This window comes from Sulfuricurvum sp. PD_MW2, from assembly GCF_002633015.1.
GTDB lineage: Bacteria > Campylobacterota > Campylobacteria > Campylobacterales > Sulfurimonadaceae > Sulfuricurvum.
The window spans coordinates 19462-39250 of record NZ_NSIU01000021.1 but is presented as its reverse complement, the minus strand read 5'-3'; the positions used below and the strand labels follow the sequence as shown (position 1 = coordinate 39250).

The following is a 19789-nucleotide window of genomic DNA, read 5'->3' as shown; positions in this document are numbered from 1 at the left end:
AAGCGTAAGATTTGTATAAGAGCCAGCTGTCATGTGAAAAACTTAATAGTAGAGAGAGTTTCTATGTATGTTATCGAACAATATGCCGCAACGATACGGGAAAAAGATACGATTTGGATGGTCTTTAATCGAACATACAATGACATTCATGCGTTTAAATTGGAACTGACAGATGAAATGCAGGACAAATATCTTCAAGCAAACGAAACGGATGAGAATGCAAGAGAAGAATTTTTAATGTTTATGAAAAACTATTTTCCAAAAGTACCTCTTGTAGAGGTGGGTGATCTGGTATCTACTGACCATATCATTTGGCCTTATTTGGGAAGTATTGCAATTGATGCCGATATCGAAAGTGATGTTTATTTTGCACTATGTGAAAAATACGGTGATCCTCATCATGATCCCATTACAAATAATGCTTGTTTATGGCTGATTGATTACGATGATGCTCAAGCTTTATGGAAAGATCGAGAACAAAGCTGGGAAAATCCATGATATACCATAAAATTAAAGAACAACTATGGCAATTCTAGCCGAAACCGGATTGCGTGGAAACCCTCTTCAACATAAGCGCCACGCTGAAATACTAGAGCGACTGGATAATGGTGAAGAACTCTCTATCGGTCAATTAGCTAAAGAGTGGGAAGTTACTCCAAAAACTATCCAACGTGATTTCGATAAACTCAAACAAATGTATCCACAAAAAGTTGAACGTAGTGAGGATAAAAAACGATACCGTAAACCTCTAACAAAACATTCTCGTAATGATGGAGACATGGTTCTTGAAATGTTGGAAAGCATGGTAAAAGATATAGGAGTAGATTTTTATAAAAAAGCACATCCCTTATTAGAACGGCTACAACGACAAATTAAATCACCATTTTATACCCGTTTAGATATTGAAGATGTTGGCAGTAAATTTAACATCATGGTGCAATTAGAAAAAGCAATCGAAAAAAAATTTGAAGTGTCTCTCTCATATATTCCATACGGTGAAAATACTACCAAAGAGTATATTCATGTGAAGCCCCTCAAAGTGATCGTTTATGAGGGATTTTGGTATCTTCTGGCACAACATAAACAATACACAAAAAAGTTTTATATCAAATCCATAGCCAAATGCACTATGACCGATAAAGTGTTCAAACGCGATCCCAAAATTATGGACTACCTCGAAAGTGCTATTAATATATGGTTTTCGACGGATATCAAGCCTTATGAGGTACGGTTATGGATTGATGAAGACATAATCGTTTATTTCGAACGTAAACCTATCTCAAAAAATCAAAAGTTATACATACAATCTGATGGTAGTGCCGAATTAGTTCTTAAAGTGACAAATGATGAAGAGATATATCCCATTTTAAAATATTGGTTGCCAAAAGTACGTGTGATCGAACCAATACACATTCAAGAAAATTTCAATAAATCGCTCGCCCAGTATTTACAAGAATCCTTCCTATAATTCCATATAGACAAAATAAGTCTATGTCTTTCGTGATAATGGTATATATATTCGCAGAAGGACATTTAATGAAACATTGTTATCACTCCAAACTCCTAAAAATACTCACTATTCAACAACTGAATCAGCTTATGGAACATTCGATGGCTAGCATAGATAATGACGGTAAAGTTATTGTAATTTTTTCATTTATGGATTTTGGTTGTTTTGAAATTTATTGTGATTGTGATGCTGAAAATCTAGATTATGCACTAATCAGTGTATGTGATGATGATAATGAAAATGAAAGCGGACATGTGGACGGTGATACGTTTTGGAAGAAATACATAAAGCATTATCCAAAAGATTGCGAGTGTATAAATGTTCCCTTCTAATGTACATTTTGATTGGAAGCTTTATATTGATGATATTCGGATGCCGCCTAATAATACCTATATTATTGCTCGTACTGTAGCAGAAGCACAAATTCTAATACAGCAATACGGTGCTCCTATATTTATATCATTTGACCATGATTTAGGCATGGATAATACAGGGAAGATTCTTCCTACTGGATATGACTTGGCAAAATGGATTGTTGAAATGGATATGAATGGGCTTATCAAAATACCGAATCATTTTTCATTCAATATTCATTCTCAAAACCCTGTTGGTGCTGAAAACATCAAATCGTATCTCAAAAATTATCTTCAATTTAAAAGCTCAGTATCTGTAATATAGTTTTTTCACATTTAGACATATTATGTCCATGTTTATAAATATCATTTTATAAAAAAAGGAACATACTATGTTTTTACCTGATTATTTACCTAGTTTTCAACTTGCACAAGGAACGCATGTCGGCTCTTATCGTATTATTAGACAATTAGGAAGAGGTTGGGAAGGTGAGGTTTATGAAGCATTAACTCTTCAGGGAAGTAAAGTTGCAATTAAAATTCTTTATCGGCAGAATAATGATCATATTTTTATTAAAAGTATCTCTGAAAAATTACGCCAACTAAAAAGAATCAATGGTATTGTGCAAATTCAAGAGAGTGGGTATGATCAAAGTCTTAACGCTCATTATCTTATTACTTCATATATTGAAGGCGAGACTATACGTGCTATGATGAAACGGCATGTTTCGTATAAATGCTTTTATACAATTATTGAAAAATATCTCGCTATTATCTTTGAATGTCATCAACAAAATGTATCTATCGGGGATCTCTCCGTAAGCAACTGTATTGTCGATTCAAATGGTGATGTAACCATCATAGATATGAAATTTCCTGAAACATTCCATAGAGAATCGTCAATTGAAGAAGATATTATTGAAACAAGCCGTTTCATCCGTTATTTACTTCAAAAAACTGGGGCACCAAAAAAGATTATATGTGCTTTTCCATTACGGAGTGATGCCATAATGCGTCGATTTGATTCGATAGTTTCTATACAAGAAAAATTTCAAAAAACCTGCATTGATCAATCTCTTTAATTTTGATGACTTTGAATAAGGGCTGATACGGCCTCTTTTTGAGGAAAATCAGCACCCATACTGATGATAAACGAGGAAGCTTCCTGAAGACTCAACGTTGTTTTTTTGATTTTTGTATCATCTACCAACACGGTATATCCGCTGGTCGGATTCGGGGAAGTAGGAATAAAAAGTACACAAATATTTTCATGGCGGTTCAACAAATACGCCGGAACCCATAATCCCTCTTTGGGATACTCAACCAATACCACCTCTTTTTTCGTACCGTCTTCTCCTCCACTCAACATGGCTGCCAATTTTTTCGAGACCGAATAGACCGAACGGATTGCAGGAATTTTTTCAAACGTACTATCGATCATAGAAACAAAAATGGAACGCCCATACTTCTCGATCGAAAATCCAAGCACTGCAAAAATAGCAATAACACCTGCCATTAATGCTAATGTAACCCCAAACGAATTCGTGTAATCATGAAGTGAAAGATACGCACTAACGCCTAGATTTTTGAGATAATTGACGACGATAATCACCAAAATCAATGGAAACAAAGACAATGCCCCGACAAAAATATAGCGCAATAATAATCTGATTTTCATAGCCATTAAGGAAACCTTTTTCATACGACAAATTACGCAATTATAGAATACTTTTTGAAACACTTCACTACAATAACACAACTATAGGAGAACTCATGAACCCATTTGTCGAATTTAAACTCAATTTAGAGACTTTTATCACTAATTTAAAGACCTTGATCAAAACCAATCACCAAACAATCGATACCCTTTTAGCGATACCGCAAAAAACGTATGATAATTTTGTCCGCCCGTTTGATCTCATGGAGGAAGACTTAGAGCTGTTATTTACCCCCCTTTCTCATATCAACGCCGTTAAAAACTCCGAAGAGTCCCAAAGAGTATACGCGGATGCACTCCCGATCCTCACCGATTACTCTACTTTTGTCGGGCAAAATCTCGATATTTACGAAGCGTTTAAGACCATCAAAGCCAATGAATATGATGCACTCACTACCGAAGAACGTCGAATTTTGGATCTCAATATCCTCCATTTCGAGCTTGCGGGCGCCCATCTGGATGATACATCCAAAGAGCGTTTGGCCGAAATTAATCTACGAAAAAGTACCCTGACCAACGACTTCTCCCAAAATCTCCTCGATGCAACGAATGCGTATGAAAAAATCATCACCGATCCCGCCGATATAGATGGGATACCGCAGAGTGATTTGGAAAATGCACGCTTCGAAGAGGATGGTATCACCAAATACCGATTCACCCTCCAAATGCCCTCCTACGTCGCCTATATGACGTACGGTCCAAATCGCGCCATCCGTGAAGAGCTCTATCGTGCCTACACCACCCGAGCATCGCAAAACGGAGCAATTATCGATGAATTGATGGCGCTTCGTCAAGAGAGTGCCAAGCTGCTGGGATTTGAGAACTACGCCGAGTACTCCCTCGCTTCCAAAATGGCACCAAGTACAAAAAGCGTTTTAAAGTTTTTGAACGAATTGGTCGATGCCTCCCGCAGACAGGGGCAAAAAGAACTCGAAGAGCTGCGTGCTATCGCTCCAGACATTGACCTGCAAAGCTATGACAGTGCCTACTGCGGCGAAATCCTCAAAAAAGCCCAATACGATATTGACGAAGAGGAGTATCGTCCCTATTTTGAACAACACAGTGTCATGGAGGGGATGTTTACCTTTTTAAATGAGCTTTTTGGGCTTCGTTTTGTTCATCAAGAGATCGAACTTTGGGATCCAAAAGCGAGTGCTTATGATATTTATGAGGGAGAAGAGCTTACCGCACGCGTCTATTTCGATCTCGAAGCGCGCAAAGACAAACGGGGAGGCGCATGGATGCATAACTTCCAAACCCATCACTGTGACAGTACAGGATGTACCCACCTCTCCAGCGCATTTGTGGTTTGTAACTTCCCACCATCTTCAGAAACGTCTCCCTCCCTGTTGCGACATGACGATGTCGTCACCCTCTTTCATGAGATGGGACACACCATTCATCATTTACTCAGTAAGGTCAAAGAACACGGAGTGAGCGGTGTCAACGGTGTCGAGTGGGATGCAGTGGAGTTTCCATCCCAGTTTTTGGAAAATTTCGCCTATGAGCCGAAAGTGTTAAAACTTTTCGCTTCGCATCACGAGAGCGGTGAAGTACTTAGTGATGAAATGATCGAAAAACTAATTCGAGCCAAAAACTTCCAAAGCGGAATGTTTATGCTCCGACAGATCGAATTTTCCCTCTTTGATTTCGAGTTGCACTCAAAACTCTATCAAGGTGAAGAGATCCAAGCGCTTCTCGATTCAATCCGAGAGAAAACAGCTCTTATCAAACCACCCTCTTACAACAAATTCCAAAACGGCTTCAGCCATATCTTCAGCGGCGGATACAGTGCAGGATATTACAGCTACAAATGGGCGGAAGTACTCAGTGCCGATGCCTATTACGCCATCGTTGATGAGGGGATTTTCGGAAGTAAGCTTGCCCGTCGCTACAAAGACATCGTCCTCTCAAAAGGCGGATCACAAAGTATGCAGGAGCTTTTTGTCGAGATGATGGGGCGTGAATGCGACTCTAAAAATCTCCTTCGTCTCAGCGGAATAGAGTAAATGCGTTTTCTATTCCTGTTGGTATGGATAATCTCAATGCTTGGAGGAGTAGAAGTGAAAATAGCAAGTTACAACGTCGAAAATCTTTTTGATATGCAACGTGAGGGTACAGAGTACGAAGAGTATATTCCCAATGGTGAATGGGGATGGAACGAGGAAATGTATCGCACAAAACTGAGCCACACCGCACAAGTGATAGCAGGGATTCGGGCTGATATTATCGCTCTGCAAGAGATTGAGTCCGAGACTGCACTCAAAGATCTCAAAGCCCAAATCAACCGTCAAGGGTTCTATTACCCCTATTATGCATTTGCAAAAACCCGAAATTCTGCCGTGAATGTAGCTCTACTAAGCCGTTATCCGATTCAAAGTGCTCTTAAACATCCTGTAAACTACAGTGGCAATTATCGCGATATTCTTGAAGCCAAAATCAAGATCAACGGAACCGCTCTGCGTGTTTTCGTCAATCACTGGAAATCCAAAAGCGGTCCGGAGAGCGAACGGATTTTATGTGCTAAACGGCTTCTTACACGCCTTAAAGAGCTCTCTTCTGACGAGTCCTATATTCTTGTCGGCGATTTCAATTCCCACTTTGAAGAGTATAAAACCTTTCTCAAAAGCCGCAAACTAAACGATACGGAGGGGATAACGGGAATCAACCATATTCTTCGTACCATCGATGAAGAGGAAAATCCAAACACCTATCTGTCACTCCAGAAAAATAATGATGCTCTCTATAATCTTTGGTATGAGCTACGTCCTGAAAAGCGATGGAGTCATGAGTTTCGAGGAAAAGGAGAAGGATTGGATAACATCATTATTCCTCACACTTTAGCTGATAATCACGGAATTGAATACGTCAAAGGAAGTTTCAATCGATATGATCCCGACTATCTTTTTTATAAAGGAAAAGTGTATCGATGGCAGCAAAGTCGTCGTTATCCAAAACAGCACCTCGGAGAGGGGTATTCGGATCATTTGCCGATTTTCGCGACGCTAAGAATTAACTAATACCACACCATTCTATCGGTTGCATCCCAAACTGTTGCAAATAACGATTACTCTTGCTAAAAGGTTTGGAACCGAAAAAACCTCGATACGAAGAGAGAGGCGATGGATGGGGTGCTTTAAGGACCAAATGTTTTCCTTCATCGATCAAAGAGGCCTTTTTTCCAGCCGGTGCGCCCCAAAGGATAAAGACGATATGTTCACGCTGTGCACTCAATGTTCGGATCACTTGATCCGTAAAACGCTCCCATCCCCGATCTTTATGCGAAAACGGCTCCCCTGAACGAACGGTTAAGAGGGTGTTGAGGAGTAATACCCCCTCCTGCGCCCAATAGCTCAAATCACCGCTTTTTGGACATGTACATCCTATGTCATCAACCAGTTCTTTAAAAATATTTTGCAAAGAAGGAGGAAGTGGTATACCCTGCTGAACCGAGAATGAGAGACCGTGTGCTTGATTCGGGCCATGGTAGGGATCTTGTCCTAAAATCACAACTTTGACTGCATCAAAGGGGGTAGAGTTGAACGCATTGAAGATATGACTCCCCTGCGGAAATATCGTATAGTGTTTTTTCTCTTCAACCAAGAATGCTTTGAGCTCATCCATATACGGATGGGTGAATTCAGCACTTAACGCCTCTTTCCAACTGGGATGAATAACCGGATTAGTAGCCATTACTTGAGGATGTCGTCATCAAAAATGACCATTTCGTAAATACTTCGCTTGGTAACAAGGGACTTTTCCGGCGGAACGGTGCTGGAACTTCGCATCCGTGCGATTTCGGCGCGCAGTTCCATTAATTCCTGTTCCATTGCCTCCATCTTGTCTTTGAGACGAATGACGACATCCACTCCTGCAAGATTGACCCCTACTTCACGTGTGAGGCGTAAAATCATCTTGATCTTTTCGATGTCACGCTGAGAATAGAGACGAATCCGTCCATCCGAGCGTGAAGGGGTAATGAGATTCTCTCGTTCATATTGACGAAGGGTCTGAGGATGGATGTCCAAAATCTTCGCTACGATGCTGATCATGTATACCGGTTCGTCAAAATGGTGCATGGCTTACTCTCCTTGCGGAAGTGATTTTTTCATCGCTTCAACCAAATCCGGATCAATTTTATCGACTGGAGGGAGAACAATGTTCGCTTTGAGGTATAGATCACCTCGCACGTTACTTTGACGGTTTAGAACGCCCATCTCTTTAAGACGGAAACGTTGACCGTTTTTCGTATTTTCAGGAACTTTTAACGTCACCTCTTTTTCGAGTGTTTGAATCGCTACTTTTCCCCCAAAGAGTGCTGCATAGAGAGGGACATTAAACGTTTTGACAAGATTATCCCCCTCGCGCTCATACTCAGGATTCGCAGCAACATCGATCCGTAGGTACAAATCACCGACTTGTGATCCATGTTTTTTTCCTTTTCCGCGTACACGGAGCTTTTCGCCGCTTTTGATCCCGGCTGGGATTTTAATGTCAAAACTCTCTCCGGAGAGGCTGATCGAGTGTTTTCCTCCCAATACCGCTACAGCGAACGGTACAGTGACATTGGCATCAATGTCGAGGTTCATCCCCCCAAAACCGCCGCCACCGAAGCCGGAATTTCCACCAAACCCGCCGAAGCCTCCAAAACCGCCACCGCCGAAACCACCACCGCCTTGACCGAAGATATTACGGAGAATATCGTCTAAATCAACATTTCCCCCCTGTCCTCGAGCAAAATCATGGAAGTTTTGACCACCGAACATCGAATCGCCGTATTGGTCGTATTTTGAACGTTTCTCTTTATCACTGAGAACCTCATACGCAGCATTAATCTCTTTAAATTTCTCTTCCGCAGCAGGATCTTTGTTGACATCAGGATGATATTGGCGTGCAAGTCTTCGGTACGCTTTTTTGATCTCCGCTTCACTTGCTCCGGGAGATAATTCTAATGTAGTATATAAACTTTTTGACATATCCAATTCCTAATTCATAGAGTATCGTTTTTCTTGGTGAAAATTATAGCACTAACATTGAGTCAATGTCAATCAAGGTTAAAAAGGAGAATTCGTAGACAAGGGTTTTAGAAGGGATAAAAAGTTGCGCCGACTCGGCGCAAAGGTTTTTAGTGTAAAAAGTGGCGAACACCTGTAAAATAAAGAGCCATACCATGTTCATCCGCTGCCGCGATGACTTCATCATCACGTACTGATCCACCCGGTTGAATGACGGTTTTAACACCCGCACCCGCCGCCGCATCGATAGAGTCGCGGAATGGAAAAAACGCTTCGGAAGCAAGAGCCGAACCGCTTACATCCAGTCCCATCTCTTCAGCTTTTTTGAGTGCACAACGAGCCGCATCGACACGTGATGTCATACCCATACCGACCGCGACCATCGCCGCATCTTTCACATAAACGACACAGTTGGATTTTGTAAGTGACGCCACTTTATAAGCGATCTCCGCATCTTTCATCGCTGCAGCATCCGCTACATGCTTGGTAACCAATTTCGCATTCGCTACTTCTTCGGAAGTCACTTTATCTGCATCTTGGAATACAAACCCGCCGTCGATATGTTTGAAATCGATCGCATCGTTGCTAAGGAGTATTTTATCCGCACCGTATTCAAAGAGTTTAAGACGTTTTTTCGGCTCAAACACCGCGCGTGCTTCCTCATCAATACACCCTGCAATGATCACTTCGAGGAACATTTCGTTCATTTTCTCCGCCAATGCTTTGGTGACAACACCGTTAACCGCCACGACACCGCCAAACGCCGAGATAGGATCACATTTGAGTGCTTCGGTGTAGGCATCGAGGAGATTCTCACGGATCGCGAAACCACATGGATTACCGTGTTTCACAATACAAATCGCATTTTCACCTCCAAAAGCTGCTGCAATTTTTACCGCACCGCTAATGTCAGTGAGGTTGTTAAAGCTCGCTTCTCCTTTGAGAGTTTTGAAGTTTTGGCTGAAGAATGTGTCAAACTCGTACAATCCGCCTTTTTGATGCGGGTTTTCGCCATAACGGGTATCCATCACTTTATTACCCACGATAAACTGTTTGTTCCCCATACCGTTGTTAAAACGTTTGTTCATGTAGTTTGCGATCATGCTATCATACGCCGCGGTGTGTTCGTATGCTTTGATCATCAAATCACGGCGGAATTCGACACTGTTTTCGCCGTTAGCAATTGCGTTAAGCACCAATGAATAGTCGGATGGATCGGTGACAATAATAACGCTGTCAAAGTTTTTTGCCGCAGAACGTACCATTGCAGGTCCGCCGATGTCGATATTTTCGATAATCTCTTCAAAATCGTCGGTTTTCTCAATCGTCGCTTTGAACGGATAGAGATTCACACATACAAGATCGATCGCTTCAACACCGAGCTCTTTGGCTTGGTCAAGGTGCGATTGTTTGTCACGTCGGTGCAAGATTCCGCCATGTACAAAAGGGTTCAATGTTTTTACGCGCCCTTCGAAGCACTCAGGAAATTTGGTCACTTCATCGATCTCGATTGCGGCTATTCCCGCATCTTTTAACATCTTATACGTTCCACCGGTAGAGATAATCTCATATCCATTCCCGATCAGAGATTTGGCGAATTCAACGATGTTGCTTTTGTCGCTGACGCTTAGCAATGCGCGCTTCATGCAGTTCCTTTGATTGGGTCTCAGCCCCATAAATTAATGGCGAAATTGTAGCAAATGGTGGTTTAGGGGAAGGTAAAGAACTCTCTTATTATTTATTACTGCTTATTTAAAAAAAAATTCCTTTCTTTAGTCAATAAGTAAATGATAAAAGAGCCTATTAGTATTTGAATAAAATAAAGAACTTTACTAATCAATAAAATATCTTGTGTAGCACCGTAAATTGAGAAAATATTAGATATTACTACCGAACTTACAATTACCATGAAAAAAATCATAATCCATTTATTTCCCTTTTTCAAAAAGTAATTTATCCCTATAATTGCAATGCTCCATATTATAATCTTTATTGATACAGTCAATAATCGAACTAAAATTTCTTCATCGCTAAATGAACTAGTAAGCAATATAAAAAGAACGACTATGAATCGAAGAAGAATATCAATCCATAAAATTTTTGTTACCCAAATGACTTCTTTCGGTATTACTGTATCTTGCATAATTTCTCCTACGCATTTCATCACTATATTTTCTTCTTCTAAGCTAGAATTTGGGAATATATAGTTTTTTTAACTTTAATTCATATTTTTAAACTTGTAAGATTATATCTACTTGACAAGAAATCTACAATACAAAACCAAATATTTAAAACTTATGATATACTATTTTTACAATCAGTTTTATCAAAAGGATTTGTATGATTGAAGCAACATTAGCAGAACTTCGAAAGCCCGAAACCCTCTACAGTTTTCATGATGAAATCGTCCATATCATCGACGGCAGAAAAAAAGAAGAAGTGGGATTTTTCGTCCCAAAATCGATGGCTAAAGAGTTCACTGCATTTATCGATACGATTGAAAAATCAAAAAAACGCTCTTTATTAACCCGAATAGCCAAAGCACAAAAAAACGATCCTATCTCTGAGGGTGGAGTTGACGATGGAATTGAATAAAAATGATATTTGCCTCGTTGATTTCAATCCTGCCAAAGGGGGAGAAATCGGAAAGCTCCGTCCAGCAATTATCATGAGTCAAAATGATGATAATCAAATGCTCTCCACCGTGATTGTCATCCCCCTCTCGACTCACATCGAAGCCGACGCACTCCCTTATCGCTTAACACTTCCAAAGCGTGATAAACTCGACAAAATTTCGGATGCTTGTATATATGAAATACGGGCACTTTCTAAAACACGGATCAAAGACAAAATCGGCTCTATTAGTGAAGCAGAAGCTCAAATCATACAAAAATCATTATGTGAGTTAATCGGTTGACCTACACTCACCCCTTTACCCCCATCCTCGGTGCCAATACCCGCGTTCTCTTTCTCGGTAGTTTTCCCAGTATCGCCTCATTTGAAAAAGCTTTTTACTATGCCCATCAGCGCAACACATTCTGGCCGATTATGGAATCGATATTTGGCGTGACACTCGAATCGAATGAGGCAAAAAGACTCTTTTGTCTCGAAAAAGGGATTGGGTTGTGGGATGTGATCGCCTCATGCGAACGGAGCAATTCGAGCGATACCAATCTCAAAAACTGCATCCCCAATGATTTTGAAAAGCTTTTAGCTGATCACCCCAATATTCAAGCCCTCGGGTTTACAGGAAAGAAAAGCTATGATTTGTTTCAGAAGTATTTTAAAGATTTGGCGGTTGAGAGAGTTCTCCTCCCCTCGACATCACCCGCTCATGCGGCAATGAAACGGGAAGAAAAAGAGGAAATATACAAACGGTTTTTAACTACCTATTTAACTGTTTAGGACCTGCTCAAAAATATTTTTTGCGCTCTTCCAGCGATCCCCTTTGGCATTCATCATGACAATGACACAATCTTTTCCGTCTTTTTTTGCCCGTGCTATCAAACATGCTCCCGCTTTCGCGGTATAACCGGTTTTAACTCCGATCGCGTATTGATAGCGGTTCAAAAGACGGTTATGGGTATACGCGACAAATTTTCGGTGCTTGTCGAGAGAGTAATAGGTGTATTCGTTAATACGGCTAATATCGTTAAACTTTCTATTTTTTATAGCATATTCGGTTAACTTCAAGAGATCTTGCGGAGTCGAATAGTGTTTTTTGTCATCATACCCGCACGGGTTCATAAAATGTGTATGATTCATCCCTATTTTTTTCGCTTTGGCATTCATCATCTCGATAAAGTGTTCTTCCGAACCTCCGATAGTAATCGCGATCGCTTTGGCCGCATCGTTATCCGATTTGATCATTGCCGCTTTGATCAAATCTTCCAAAACAATCACATCTCCACGCTTATACCCGGCTATCGTCGGCTCCACTTTGGTCATTTCTCGTGTAATCGTGACAGGCTGACTCAACTTTCCGTGTTCAATTGCGAGCAATACCGTCATCACTTTTGTCAAACTTGCCGGATGCAACTCCTTAAACGGCTCTTTTGAATAAAGAACCCGCTTTGAAGTCATATCTTTAACCAATAAAGCGTCTACTTTCATATTGTTAAGTTCTTGCTTGTCAATTTGTGCAAAAAGAGAGACAGAAAGACCGAGCATCAGCGTACCAAGACGTTTTATCATAGTATATTCCTTATAAATGTTTAGTGTAAAGCAAGAGAAAAAGCAAACTCCATACCAGCCAAAAATTATTCCCAAAATAATTAAACACTCCAAGATACACAAAGGAATGCGTTATAATAAAATATGCAAACAAGAATCCCCGCATCTTTCAGCGTCATTGAAGATAAAGAGAAAACAACTCTCGTATGCAGTGGTTCATGGACTATTGAGTACCTCCATGAAGTAGCCGAAGCGTTGGAAGGATTGCACCCCCGCTCAAATGTTATCTGGGATATCGCAGCAATCAGCGATATCGATTCCTCCGGAGTTGCGTTGTGGCACATGAGTAATGAAGCATTCAAATGCCAAGGGTATCACTATTCTACGATCAATGCACGAGAGGAATATACCCATTTATATCGGCTTCTTTATCCAGAGCCGCTACATCAAGAACCTCCTAGAACTTACCCCTCGTGGATTTACATCATTGGTCAAGCATCCTATCGGATTTATACAAGATTGCTCTCATTTTTGGCATTTTTCGGTGAAGCATTCGTAATCTTCTTCTATACGCTTCGTTACCCGCACCTCATCCGTTACCGTTCTATCGGTGCACATATTCTCGAAACCGGTGCTCGGGCTCTCCCGATTATCGCCATCAGTGCATTTTTGATCGGTGTGGTCGTCGCCTACCAAAGTGTCGTACAACTCCAAAAATTCGGTGCCGATATTTTTATCGTTGACATGATCGGAATCTCTCTCACGCGTGAACTCGCCCCCCTCATCACCGCCATCGTCGTTGCGGGGCGAAGCGGTTCGGCCTTTACCGCCCAAATCGGTGCCATGAAAATGACCCAAGAGATCGATGCGATGAAAACAATGGGATTTGACCCGTTCACTTTTTTGGTATGGCCTCGTGTCATCGCTCTGATGATCGTGATGCCTTTACTCATTTTCTTTGCCGATATGGTAGGGATTTTGGGAGGTATGGTTATTGCCGCAACCCAGTCACATTTGAGTTTTACCGAATTTCTCCACCGTCTGCAAGGGGCACTCGCTCTCAAACACTATCTCATCGGTATTGCAAAAGGACCTTTTTTCGCATTTTTAATTGCATTTGTCGGGACATACAGAGGCTTTCAAGTCTCTATGAATACCGAAAGTATCGGTCAATATACCACCAAAAGTGTCGTCAATGCTATCTTTTTGGTCATTGCGTGTGACGCTTTATTTTCGGTACTCTTGACGGAGCTGAAATTATGAGTTCGATAGCACTTGAAGTCCGCGATGTGTCAACCTCGTTTGGAGAGAATCTGATTCATGATCGCATCAGCTGTACGGTTTATCAAAATGAAATCTATGCACTCCTAGGGGGAAGCGGATCGGGGAAATCAACTCTGATGCGGGAGATGATTTTGCTAGAGCGCCCCGATAGCGGAACAATCCGTATTTTCGGACAGGATCTTTCAACGATCACACCGATCGAAGCATTAAAGTTGCGTCGCTCATGGGGAGTACTATTCCAGTCTGGCGCACTATTTTCTTCGCTCACAGTAGGGGAAAATATCGCACTTTTGTACAAAGAATATACCGATCTGCCTCCAAACCTCATTCAGGAGCTTGTCAATCTCAAAATAAATCTCGTCGGTTTACCTTTGCACGCGAAACATCTTTATCCCTCCGAACTTAGCGGCGGAATGGTGAAACGCGCTGCCCTCGCCCGAGCTCTCGCACTCGATCCGAAACTCCTTTTTTTAGATGAGCCTACATCGGGGCTTGATCCTCTGAGTGCACGGCAGTTTGATGAACTGATTTTGCAACTACGCGATCTTTTAGGATTGACGGTGATAATGGTAACGCATGATTTGGATACAATTCACCATATTATCGATCGCTTTACCCTTTTGGGTAACAAAAAAGCAATTGCCGAGGGGACTCTAAAAGAGGTTCTGCAAGTCGATCATCCGATTATCGACTATTTCTTTCAAAAGGGATCGCATGGAATCACGCGTTAACTACACAGCAGTTGGGGTATTTGTCATCCTCTTTGGCGTCTGTCTTGTAGCCTTTGCCTTTTGGTTGGGAAAACACAACCAAGACGATGCACAGTATCGCCGCTATAAAGTTTTTATTACTGAATCGGTCTCCGGATTAGCTCCTGAAGCGGCTGTGAAATTTCACGGCGTCGATGTCGGAAAAGTCGAATCCATTCAAATTAATCCAAAGAACAGCGAAGAGGTAGAATTAACCCTGAAAATCAAAAAGAGCACCCCGATCAAAACCGATTCACGTGCACTTCTCAAATTTTACGGTATCACGGGGTTAGCTTTTATTGAAATTGCAGGAGGTTCTAAAAGTGCGCCTCTCCTATCCGAAGATGATGATGCGATCGCCATCATCCCCTCTAGCCCCTCCTTGATTCAACGTCTCGATGAATCACTCAGCAATGTTGCCTCAAAACTCTCCAAAACACTTGATCACGCCGATCGTCTCTTTAGTGATCAAAACGTTGAAAACGTCTCCCAATCACTGGAACATTTACGATCATTAACCGCACAAATCGATGACTACCAAGTCCAAATCAAACAGCTTTTAGCCCAAAGTATCGTACTCGAAAATAATGCAAGCCGTTCACTTTCCATGATGAAAGACGCTGCAGGCAATGTAAAAAACACCTCTGCCAATTTCAATACGCTCATCCAAACCAAGATGACCTCAACGCTTCAATCTCTTGAAACTACCTCCAAAGAGAGTCACGCCCTCATCAAAAAACTCGAAACCAACCTTGAACGCGGCGATTACGATCTTCGAACCCTCTCTGCTACGGGTGAGATCAATACACTCTTGGAACAAACACGCTCACTAACAACCGAGATGGAGACAACATTACGCTCCTTGCGAGAGAGCCCATCGGATTTATTGTTCAAAAAATCTACTCCAAAACCAGGACCGGGAGAATAATTCATGCGATTTTTTTTATTTGCTATTCTTACTCTTTTCTTTTTGATGGGATGTTCATCCTCAACTCCATCCATCCGTGAGTACACCCTTCTTTTACAGCCGACAAAAGAGAGACAAAACACCCTGATTGCTTCTAAATCGCTTTCCATCGCATCACCGAAAGCACTCCCTTCATTGATCGGAAAAAATATCCTCTATCTTCGTGAAGACACTGAAACCGGAAACTATCTTTACAGTCGATGGAATGACACCCCATCATCGTTCATTCAACGCTCTTTAATCCAGTCGATTGAAGCCGAACACCTTTTTACGACTGTTGCTCCGACATCGTCTCTTGTCCAATCCGATTGGATTTTGGAATCGGATTTAAACGCGTTTCATCATCGATTTATCGGCTCGATGAGTGAAGGATACATCGATATTACCTATCGCTTGCTTGATCCAAAAACAAAGCATACCATCAAAACCAAACGCTTCATCATTACTACCCCTGCACCAACCCCTGATGCAGCCGGAGGGGTAGAAGCACTCAAAAATGCCCTTCTGGAGCTAAACAGGCAATCGCTCCAATGGCTTAGCGCCGATATCAAGGAGAACCGATGAATTCAAAAATTGCTATCCTCTGCTCCGGCGGTGACGTATCGGGGATGAATCCGGCACTCAAGCGGTTTGTCGAATACGCTTTTGCAAAAGGTCTGCAACCCTATTTTGTCCGAAACGGCTATGAAGGACTTATCGATAATCTCATCATCCCCGCTGATTACCACGATGTAGCAGGCATTATTACCCGTGGCGGAACCAAAATCGGTTCAGCACGCTCAGCACGGTTCAAAGAAGCATCGTATCGCGCCATCGCCGCAGAGAATCTTAGATCTCACGGTATTGACAAACTGATCGTGATGGGAGGAGACGGAAGCTTTAGGGGAATGGAGCGGTTCTACCACGAAAGCGGAATCGCTTTTTGCGGAATCCCCTCAACAATCGATAACGATATTAACGGTACCGATTATTGTCTGGGAGTCGATACCGCCTTGGGAGTGATACGCGATGCAATTGACCAAATACGCGATACCGCTTCCTCGTTTCGCAGAGCTTTTATCATTGAAACCATGGGACGTGACTGCGGTTATCTTGCGTTGATCACGGCCATCACATCCGGTGCAGAGATGTGTCTTATCCCCGAAATTCCCATCGATATCAATGAATACAAAGGGTGTTTTAAAGCACAAGTAGCAAAAGGGCGGGATTATTTTATTGCTATCGTTTCGGAAGCGTTGGATAGCGACAAAGTGGCAAAATGGTTTGAAGATGAGTTAGGATTTGAATCACGAGTAACCGTATTGGGACATATTCAACGAGGAGGAAATCCTAGCGTATATGACCGTTTGATGGCATATAAATTCGTCACCTATGCCCTCGATGCACTTTTGGAGGGAAATAACCATTCGATCATCTGCTACAATAAAAGTCATTTCAATTTCAAAACCATTGATGAAGTGGCATTAAATCCTTATCAACTTGATAAAGAACTCCTCAGCCTTGGGCGTGAGCAATTTCTTCCATCGCACTGTCAAATGTAGGATAATGAAATACAAATCCACCTTCTTGTAAGACACGGGGGTAAACCTCTTTGGATTCTAGCATTACCGAAGAGCCTTCTCCAAATGCCAATTTAACAACCCACTCGGGAAGATCAAAGAAAGCGGGACGATGCAATATCCGTCCCATCGCTTTGGTTTGTTCCAAATTGCTGATCGGTTCGGGTGAAGTCAAATTCACAACACCTTGTATTTGGGGATGATCGATCAAAAAAGCAGCGGCACGAACCAAATCTTCGAGATGAATCCATGAAATCATCTGAAACCCGTCTCCCATTTTTCCGCCTAATCCCATTTTAAACGGAGGAAGCATTTTAGCCATAGCACCGCCCCCTCTTCCATACACCACTCCAAAACGCATTGCACAGACTCGGGTCAATTCGGATTGGGCACGAAATGCGGCTGATTCCCAATCTTGAACCAATTGGCTCAGAAAATCGTTACTAAAATGCGAAGAAAATTCATCATGTTGATGATCAGCATCATACACGCCAACGGCTGAAGCATTTAATAATGTATGGGGAGGAGCATCACACAATGCAATGGCATCAACCAGTTTTTTCGTTGTTTCCAAACGGCTTTGGCGCAAAAGTGATTTATAACTTTGTGTCCACCGCCCTAGAATATTCGCCCCTGCAAGATTGATCAGAACATCACTGCCATTGAGTTTTTTAGCTATATTTTCTACCGAAGTATCACTACGAACACTAAGAGCAATAACTTCATCCCCCTGCTTTTCAAAAAAAGCTTTCAAAGCACTACCGACAAATCCACTCATTCCACATATTGCTATTTTCATATTCATCCCTTTAAGTCAAAACTATTGTAGCTTATTGAACGTACGAAAAGTTTAAAGATATAACTGGTTTTCAGACTTAAACCAATCCTAATGGTATACGCTTGAAATAAAAAAATAAAAGAGGGATAAATGTAAGAGAAAAGAGGATACCCCTATCAAAAGGGGTATGAAAGAATCAGCCGCAAGAAGGGACGTTTCCTGAGTCAGAACCGTACATGAATAAGAAATCACGAAGATCTTGAGCTTGATCTTTGAATGCATCACCATTGAAATATGGTTCAGCTTTTGTACCGGCATGTTTCTTGATGATTACAGCACCACCTTTTGCAAAAAGGTCATCCCACTCATCTTGTGTATGCATCGCTGCACCTTTTGTACCGTTACCATGACAGTTTTTACATGTTTTCAAATACGTTTTTTGACCTTTTTTGTCATCAGCTGAAACCGTTGAACTCATCATACCTACAGCAACTACTGCCGCAAGAAAAAGTGATGTTGACTTTTTCATATCATTCTCCTTGGATAATTGTAAGACACTTTCACTATTTTAAAAACAGATGGAGATGTCTTGATACGGATAACATGATATCGGATAAACAATAAACAATGGTTTAACAAATTCTAAATTTGATACTTTTTTGGCTTTTTTATCAAAAATGTATCAATTATTCACCATCATCTTCAGCAAGTTCTTCTTTTACCATACTCACCTGTACTTCGCGACGGATCTTCTCCTGACGGATTTTTCGATACGCTTTATACTGTGCTTTTTTGAGTTCAGCACCATTTAGACCAACTTCTTCACCAATCTCTTCAGGTGAAAGTCCCGCTTCATTCATCATCACCATACGAAACTCTTTTTTGGTTAAGTGACGCTTTAGTGATGCATACAGGGATCTCTCATCCTCACCGATCTCAACAGCACTGCATTCATAAATACGAGCCAATACTTCACGAATTGTTTTATTAGGGTTGTAACGCAACCATAAAGAATTTTCTAGCATTAAAACACCTTTGTAATAATTTGAGTGAGATCTTTGGTATCAACGATAACATTTGCCTCTTTTTTGAGGATCTCTTTGGCACAAAATGCGACTCGTGTCCCTGCATGGGCAAACATCGATCGATCATTCGCACCATCTCCGACAACCATAGTCTCCTCTTCTGTGATACCAAAAAGCCCTTGCAGTCGAACCAACATATCCCCTTTGGAGAAATCGAACATCATATCCCCGCCGACAAGCCCTGTGAGTTTCCCCTCTTTTGCGTGCAATACGTTTGAAAAATCGGCGTCATACCCAAGGATATTTTTGGCATACGAGGTAGCGGTGCGAAATCCGCCGCTAAAACAGACCACCTTGATGTCTCGCTTTTTTAACTCGGCAATCGTTTCAACAGCGCCGGGCATATAGGGGAGATTTTGACAAATCTCTTCCACCAGACCAAATTCCAACCCTTTTAGAAGAGAGACGCGTTCTTGAAGACTCTGAAAAAAATCGAGTCCTCCGTTCATCGCCCGTTCCGTAATGGCACTTACTTTTTCTCCGATTCCAAGCGCTTCGGCAAAAAAATCGATTGTTTCACCATCCATCAACGTCGAATCAAAATCAAATACAGCTAATTTTATCAAAATAGATTTCCCACATTTTGTTATAATGACGCA

At 41.5% G+C, this 19789-nt stretch carries 26 protein-coding genes; 15 read left to right on the top strand and 11 right to left on the bottom strand.

All coding sequences use genetic code 11. The features are described from left to right. The first annotated feature begins 63 nt into the window (after positions 1 to 63). The 5 genes from CJD30_RS09325 to CJD30_RS09305 all read left to right on the top strand — a co-directional run bounded on the left by CJD30_RS09325 (position 64) and on the right by CJD30_RS09305 (position 2945). Positions 64 to 498 (top strand): hypothetical protein, encoded by a 435-nt coding sequence (locus tag CJD30_RS09325; RefSeq protein WP_294918518.1) that lies wholly within the window; start codon positions 64 to 66, stop codon positions 496 to 498. 25 nt (positions 499 to 523) lie between these two features. Next, positions 524 to 1468 (top strand): WYL domain-containing protein, encoded by a 945-nt coding sequence (locus tag CJD30_RS09320; RefSeq protein ID WP_294918517.1) that lies wholly within the window; start codon positions 524 to 526, stop codon positions 1466 to 1468. 68 nt (positions 1469 to 1536) lie between these two features. Continuing rightward, on the top strand, positions 1537 to 1842 hold the full coding sequence (locus CJD30_RS09315) for a hypothetical protein (protein WP_294918516.1): 306 nt from the start codon (positions 1537 to 1539) through the stop codon (positions 1840 to 1842). Beyond that, on the top strand, positions 1829 to 2188 hold the full coding sequence (locus tag CJD30_RS09310) for a cyclic-phosphate processing receiver domain-containing protein (protein WP_366722937.1): 360 nt from the start codon (positions 1829 to 1831) through the stop codon (positions 2186 to 2188). The genes CJD30_RS09315 and CJD30_RS09310 overlap by 14 nt, the downstream gene beginning before the upstream one ends. 67 nt (positions 2189 to 2255) lie before the next feature. Then, a complete protein-coding gene (locus CJD30_RS09305) occupies positions 2256 to 2945 on the top strand; it encodes a protein kinase (protein WP_294918514.1) in 690 nt (229 codons plus the stop codon). On the opposite strand, the gene CJD30_RS09300 is transcribed toward CJD30_RS09305, so the two are convergent. Next, positions 2942 to 3547: a DUF502 domain-containing protein gene (locus tag CJD30_RS09300; protein ID WP_294918513.1), complete on the bottom strand. Its 606-nt coding sequence runs from the start codon at positions 3545 to 3547 to the stop codon at positions 2942 to 2944. The genes CJD30_RS09305 and CJD30_RS09300 overlap by 4 nt on opposite strands. A gap of 89 nt (positions 3548 to 3636) precedes the next feature. On the opposite strand from CJD30_RS09300, the gene CJD30_RS09295 reads away from it, so the two are divergent. After that, positions 3637 to 5589 (top strand): M3 family metallopeptidase, encoded by a 1953-nt coding sequence (locus tag CJD30_RS09295; protein WP_294918512.1) that lies wholly within the window; start codon positions 3637 to 3639, stop codon positions 5587 to 5589. Positions 5590 to 5643: 54 nt separating this feature from the next. Further along, positions 5644 to 6600, top strand: coding sequence for an endonuclease/exonuclease/phosphatase family protein (locus CJD30_RS09290; protein ID WP_294918511.1), 957 nt, complete (start codon positions 5644 to 5646; stop codon positions 6598 to 6600). Here the strand turns inward: CJD30_RS09290 and ung are convergent. The 5 genes from ung to CJD30_RS09265 all read right to left on the bottom strand — a co-directional run bounded on the left by ung (position 6593) and on the right by CJD30_RS09265 (position 10738). Further along, positions 6593 to 7273: a uracil-DNA glycosylase gene (gene ung / locus CJD30_RS09285; RefSeq protein WP_294918510.1), complete on the bottom strand. Its 681-nt coding sequence runs from the start codon at positions 7271 to 7273 to the stop codon at positions 6593 to 6595. The two genes, CJD30_RS09290 and ung, sit on opposite strands and share 8 nt — an antisense overlap. Continuing rightward, a complete protein-coding gene (locus CJD30_RS09280; protein WP_294918509.1) occupies positions 7273 to 7659 on the bottom strand; it encodes a helix-turn-helix transcriptional regulator in 387 nt (128 codons plus the stop codon). Before CJD30_RS09280 ends, ung begins: the two co-directional genes overlap by 1 nt. A gap of 3 nt (positions 7660 to 7662) precedes the next feature. After that, positions 7663 to 8556: a J domain-containing protein gene (locus tag CJD30_RS09275; protein WP_294918508.1), complete on the bottom strand. Its 894-nt coding sequence runs from the start codon at positions 8554 to 8556 to the stop codon at positions 7663 to 7665. A 149-nt stretch (positions 8557 to 8705) separates the two neighbouring features. Next, positions 8706 to 10241 carry a bifunctional phosphoribosylaminoimidazolecarboxamide formyltransferase/IMP cyclohydrolase gene (gene purH, locus CJD30_RS09270; protein ID WP_294918507.1) on the bottom strand — a complete coding sequence of 512 codons (1536 nt, stop codon included), beginning with the start codon at positions 10239 to 10241 and terminating at the stop codon, positions 8706 to 8708. Between the two features lie 95 nt (positions 10242 to 10336). Next, positions 10337 to 10738, bottom strand: coding sequence for a hypothetical protein (locus CJD30_RS09265; RefSeq protein ID WP_294918506.1), 402 nt, complete (start codon positions 10736 to 10738; stop codon positions 10337 to 10339). 197 nt (positions 10739 to 10935) lie between these two features. On the opposite strand from CJD30_RS09265, the gene CJD30_RS09260 reads away from it, so the two are divergent. From CJD30_RS09260 to CJD30_RS09250, 3 genes are read left to right on the top strand one after another with little or no spacing between them, the layout of a single operon-like run. After that, a complete protein-coding gene (locus CJD30_RS09260) occupies positions 10936 to 11190 on the top strand; it encodes a hypothetical protein (protein ID WP_294918505.1) in 255 nt (84 codons plus the stop codon). Then, entirely contained in the window at positions 11177 to 11512 is a 336-nt protein-coding gene (locus CJD30_RS09255; RefSeq protein WP_294918504.1) for a type II toxin-antitoxin system PemK/MazF family toxin, read from the top strand. The genes CJD30_RS09260 and CJD30_RS09255 overlap by 14 nt, the downstream gene beginning before the upstream one ends. Next, a complete protein-coding gene (locus tag CJD30_RS09250; protein ID WP_294918503.1) occupies positions 11509 to 12000 on the top strand; it encodes a DNA-deoxyinosine glycosylase in 492 nt (163 codons plus the stop codon). Before CJD30_RS09255 ends, CJD30_RS09250 begins: the two co-directional genes overlap by 4 nt. Here CJD30_RS09250 and CJD30_RS09245 read toward each other — a convergent pair. Then, entirely contained in the window at positions 11989 to 12789 is an 801-nt protein-coding gene (locus CJD30_RS09245) for a serine hydrolase (RefSeq protein WP_294918502.1), read from the bottom strand. The genes CJD30_RS09250 and CJD30_RS09245 overlap by 12 nt on opposite strands. A gap of 123 nt (positions 12790 to 12912) precedes the next feature. Here CJD30_RS09245 and CJD30_RS09240 point away from each other — a divergent pair, with 123 nt between their 5' ends. From CJD30_RS09240 to CJD30_RS09220, 5 genes are read left to right on the top strand one after another with little or no spacing between them, the layout of a single operon-like run. Beyond that, positions 12913 to 14031, top strand: coding sequence for an ABC transporter permease (locus CJD30_RS09240; RefSeq protein WP_294918501.1), 1119 nt, complete (start codon positions 12913 to 12915; stop codon positions 14029 to 14031). Beyond that, positions 14028 to 14783 (top strand): ATP-binding cassette domain-containing protein, encoded by a 756-nt coding sequence (locus tag CJD30_RS09235; RefSeq protein WP_294918500.1) that lies wholly within the window; start codon positions 14028 to 14030, stop codon positions 14781 to 14783. Before CJD30_RS09240 ends, CJD30_RS09235 begins: the two co-directional genes overlap by 4 nt. Next, positions 14767 to 15729 carry an MlaD family protein gene (locus CJD30_RS09230; RefSeq protein WP_294918499.1) on the top strand — a complete coding sequence of 321 codons (963 nt, stop codon included), beginning with the start codon at positions 14767 to 14769 and terminating at the stop codon, positions 15727 to 15729. Before CJD30_RS09235 ends, CJD30_RS09230 begins: the two co-directional genes overlap by 17 nt. A 3-nt stretch (positions 15730 to 15732) precedes the next feature. Further along, a complete protein-coding gene (locus CJD30_RS09225; protein ID WP_294918498.1) occupies positions 15733 to 16332 on the top strand; it encodes an ABC-type transport auxiliary lipoprotein family protein in 600 nt (199 codons plus the stop codon). Then, on the top strand, positions 16329 to 17309 hold the full coding sequence (locus CJD30_RS09220; RefSeq protein ID WP_294918497.1) for a 6-phosphofructokinase: 981 nt from the start codon (positions 16329 to 16331) through the stop codon (positions 17307 to 17309). Before CJD30_RS09225 ends, CJD30_RS09220 begins: the two co-directional genes overlap by 4 nt. On the opposite strand, the gene CJD30_RS09215 is transcribed toward CJD30_RS09220, so the two are convergent. From CJD30_RS09215 to serB, 4 genes are all read right to left on the bottom strand, one after another. Next, positions 17263 to 18126 carry a TIGR01777 family oxidoreductase gene (locus tag CJD30_RS09215; protein WP_294918496.1) on the bottom strand — a complete coding sequence of 288 codons (864 nt, stop codon included), beginning with the start codon at positions 18124 to 18126 and terminating at the stop codon, positions 17263 to 17265. The genes CJD30_RS09220 and CJD30_RS09215 overlap by 47 nt on opposite strands. A 175-nt stretch (positions 18127 to 18301) precedes the next feature. Further along, a complete protein-coding gene (locus tag CJD30_RS09210; protein WP_294918495.1) occupies positions 18302 to 18634 on the bottom strand; it encodes a cytochrome c in 333 nt (110 codons plus the stop codon). 157 nt (positions 18635 to 18791) lie between these two features. Beyond that, positions 18792 to 19130, bottom strand: coding sequence for a hypothetical protein (locus CJD30_RS09205; protein ID WP_294918494.1), 339 nt, complete (start codon positions 19128 to 19130; stop codon positions 18792 to 18794). After that, positions 19130 to 19756 (bottom strand): phosphoserine phosphatase SerB, encoded by a 627-nt coding sequence (gene serB, locus CJD30_RS09200; protein ID WP_294918493.1) that lies wholly within the window; start codon positions 19754 to 19756, stop codon positions 19130 to 19132. Before serB ends, CJD30_RS09205 begins: the two co-directional genes overlap by 1 nt. Between the last annotated feature and the right edge of the window lie 33 nt (positions 19757 to 19789).

Excerpts from the sequence above, each read along its gene's own strand:
- purH (WP_294918507.1), bottom strand. The coding sequence starts at position 10,241 with ATGAAGCGCGCATTGCTAAGCGTCAGCGACAAAAGCAACATCGTTGAA.
- ung (WP_294918510.1), bottom strand. The coding sequence starts at position 7,273 with ATGGCTACTAATCCGGTTATTCATCCCAGTTGGAAAGAGGCGTTAAGT.
- CJD30_RS09320 (WP_294918517.1), top strand. The coding sequence starts at position 524 with ATGGCAATTCTAGCCGAAACCGGATTGCGTGGAAACCCTCTTCAACAT.
- CJD30_RS09280 (WP_294918509.1), bottom strand. The coding sequence starts at position 7,659 with ATGCACCATTTTGACGAACCGGTATACATGATCAGCATCGTAGCGAAG.
- CJD30_RS09210 (WP_294918495.1), bottom strand. The coding sequence starts at position 18,634 with ATGAAAAAGTCAACATCACTTTTTCTTGCGGCAGTAGTTGCTGTAGGT.
- CJD30_RS09240 (WP_294918501.1), top strand. The coding sequence starts at position 12,913 with ATGCAAACAAGAATCCCCGCATCTTTCAGCGTCATTGAAGATAAAGAG.
- CJD30_RS09225 (WP_294918498.1), top strand. The coding sequence starts at position 15,733 with ATGCGATTTTTTTTATTTGCTATTCTTACTCTTTTCTTTTTGATGGGA.
- CJD30_RS09275 (WP_294918508.1), bottom strand. The coding sequence starts at position 8,556 with ATGTCAAAAAGTTTATATACTACATTAGAATTATCTCCCGGAGCAAGT.
- CJD30_RS09295 (WP_294918512.1), top strand. The coding sequence starts at position 3,637 with ATGAACCCATTTGTCGAATTTAAACTCAATTTAGAGACTTTTATCACT.
- CJD30_RS09245 (WP_294918502.1), bottom strand. The coding sequence starts at position 12,789 with ATGATAAAACGTCTTGGTACGCTGATGCTCGGTCTTTCTGTCTCTCTT.
- CJD30_RS09315 (WP_294918516.1), top strand. The coding sequence starts at position 1,537 with ATGAAACATTGTTATCACTCCAAACTCCTAAAAATACTCACTATTCAA.
- CJD30_RS09220 (WP_294918497.1), top strand. The coding sequence starts at position 16,329 with ATGAATTCAAAAATTGCTATCCTCTGCTCCGGCGGTGACGTATCGGGG.
- CJD30_RS09230 (WP_294918499.1), top strand. The coding sequence starts at position 14,767 with ATGGAATCACGCGTTAACTACACAGCAGTTGGGGTATTTGTCATCCTC.
- CJD30_RS09235 (WP_294918500.1), top strand. The coding sequence starts at position 14,028 with ATGAGTTCGATAGCACTTGAAGTCCGCGATGTGTCAACCTCGTTTGGA.
- CJD30_RS09265 (WP_294918506.1), bottom strand. The coding sequence starts at position 10,738 with ATGCAAGATACAGTAATACCGAAAGAAGTCATTTGGGTAACAAAAATT.
- CJD30_RS09205 (WP_294918494.1), bottom strand. The coding sequence starts at position 19,130 with ATGCTAGAAAATTCTTTATGGTTGCGTTACAACCCTAATAAAACAATT.
- CJD30_RS09305 (WP_294918514.1), top strand. The coding sequence starts at position 2,256 with ATGTTTTTACCTGATTATTTACCTAGTTTTCAACTTGCACAAGGAACG.
- CJD30_RS09255 (WP_294918504.1), top strand. The coding sequence starts at position 11,177 with ATGGAATTGAATAAAAATGATATTTGCCTCGTTGATTTCAATCCTGCC.
- CJD30_RS09300 (WP_294918513.1), bottom strand. The coding sequence starts at position 3,547 with ATGGCTATGAAAATCAGATTATTATTGCGCTATATTTTTGTCGGGGCA.
- CJD30_RS09325 (WP_294918518.1), top strand. The coding sequence starts at position 64 with ATGTATGTTATCGAACAATATGCCGCAACGATACGGGAAAAAGATACG.
- CJD30_RS09260 (WP_294918505.1), top strand. The coding sequence starts at position 10,936 with ATGATTGAAGCAACATTAGCAGAACTTCGAAAGCCCGAAACCCTCTAC.
- CJD30_RS09215 (WP_294918496.1), bottom strand. The coding sequence starts at position 18,126 with ATGAAAATAGCAATATGTGGAATGAGTGGATTTGTCGGTAGTGCTTTG.
- CJD30_RS09310 (WP_366722937.1), top strand. The coding sequence starts at position 1,829 with ATGTTCCCTTCTAATGTACATTTTGATTGGAAGCTTTATATTGATGAT.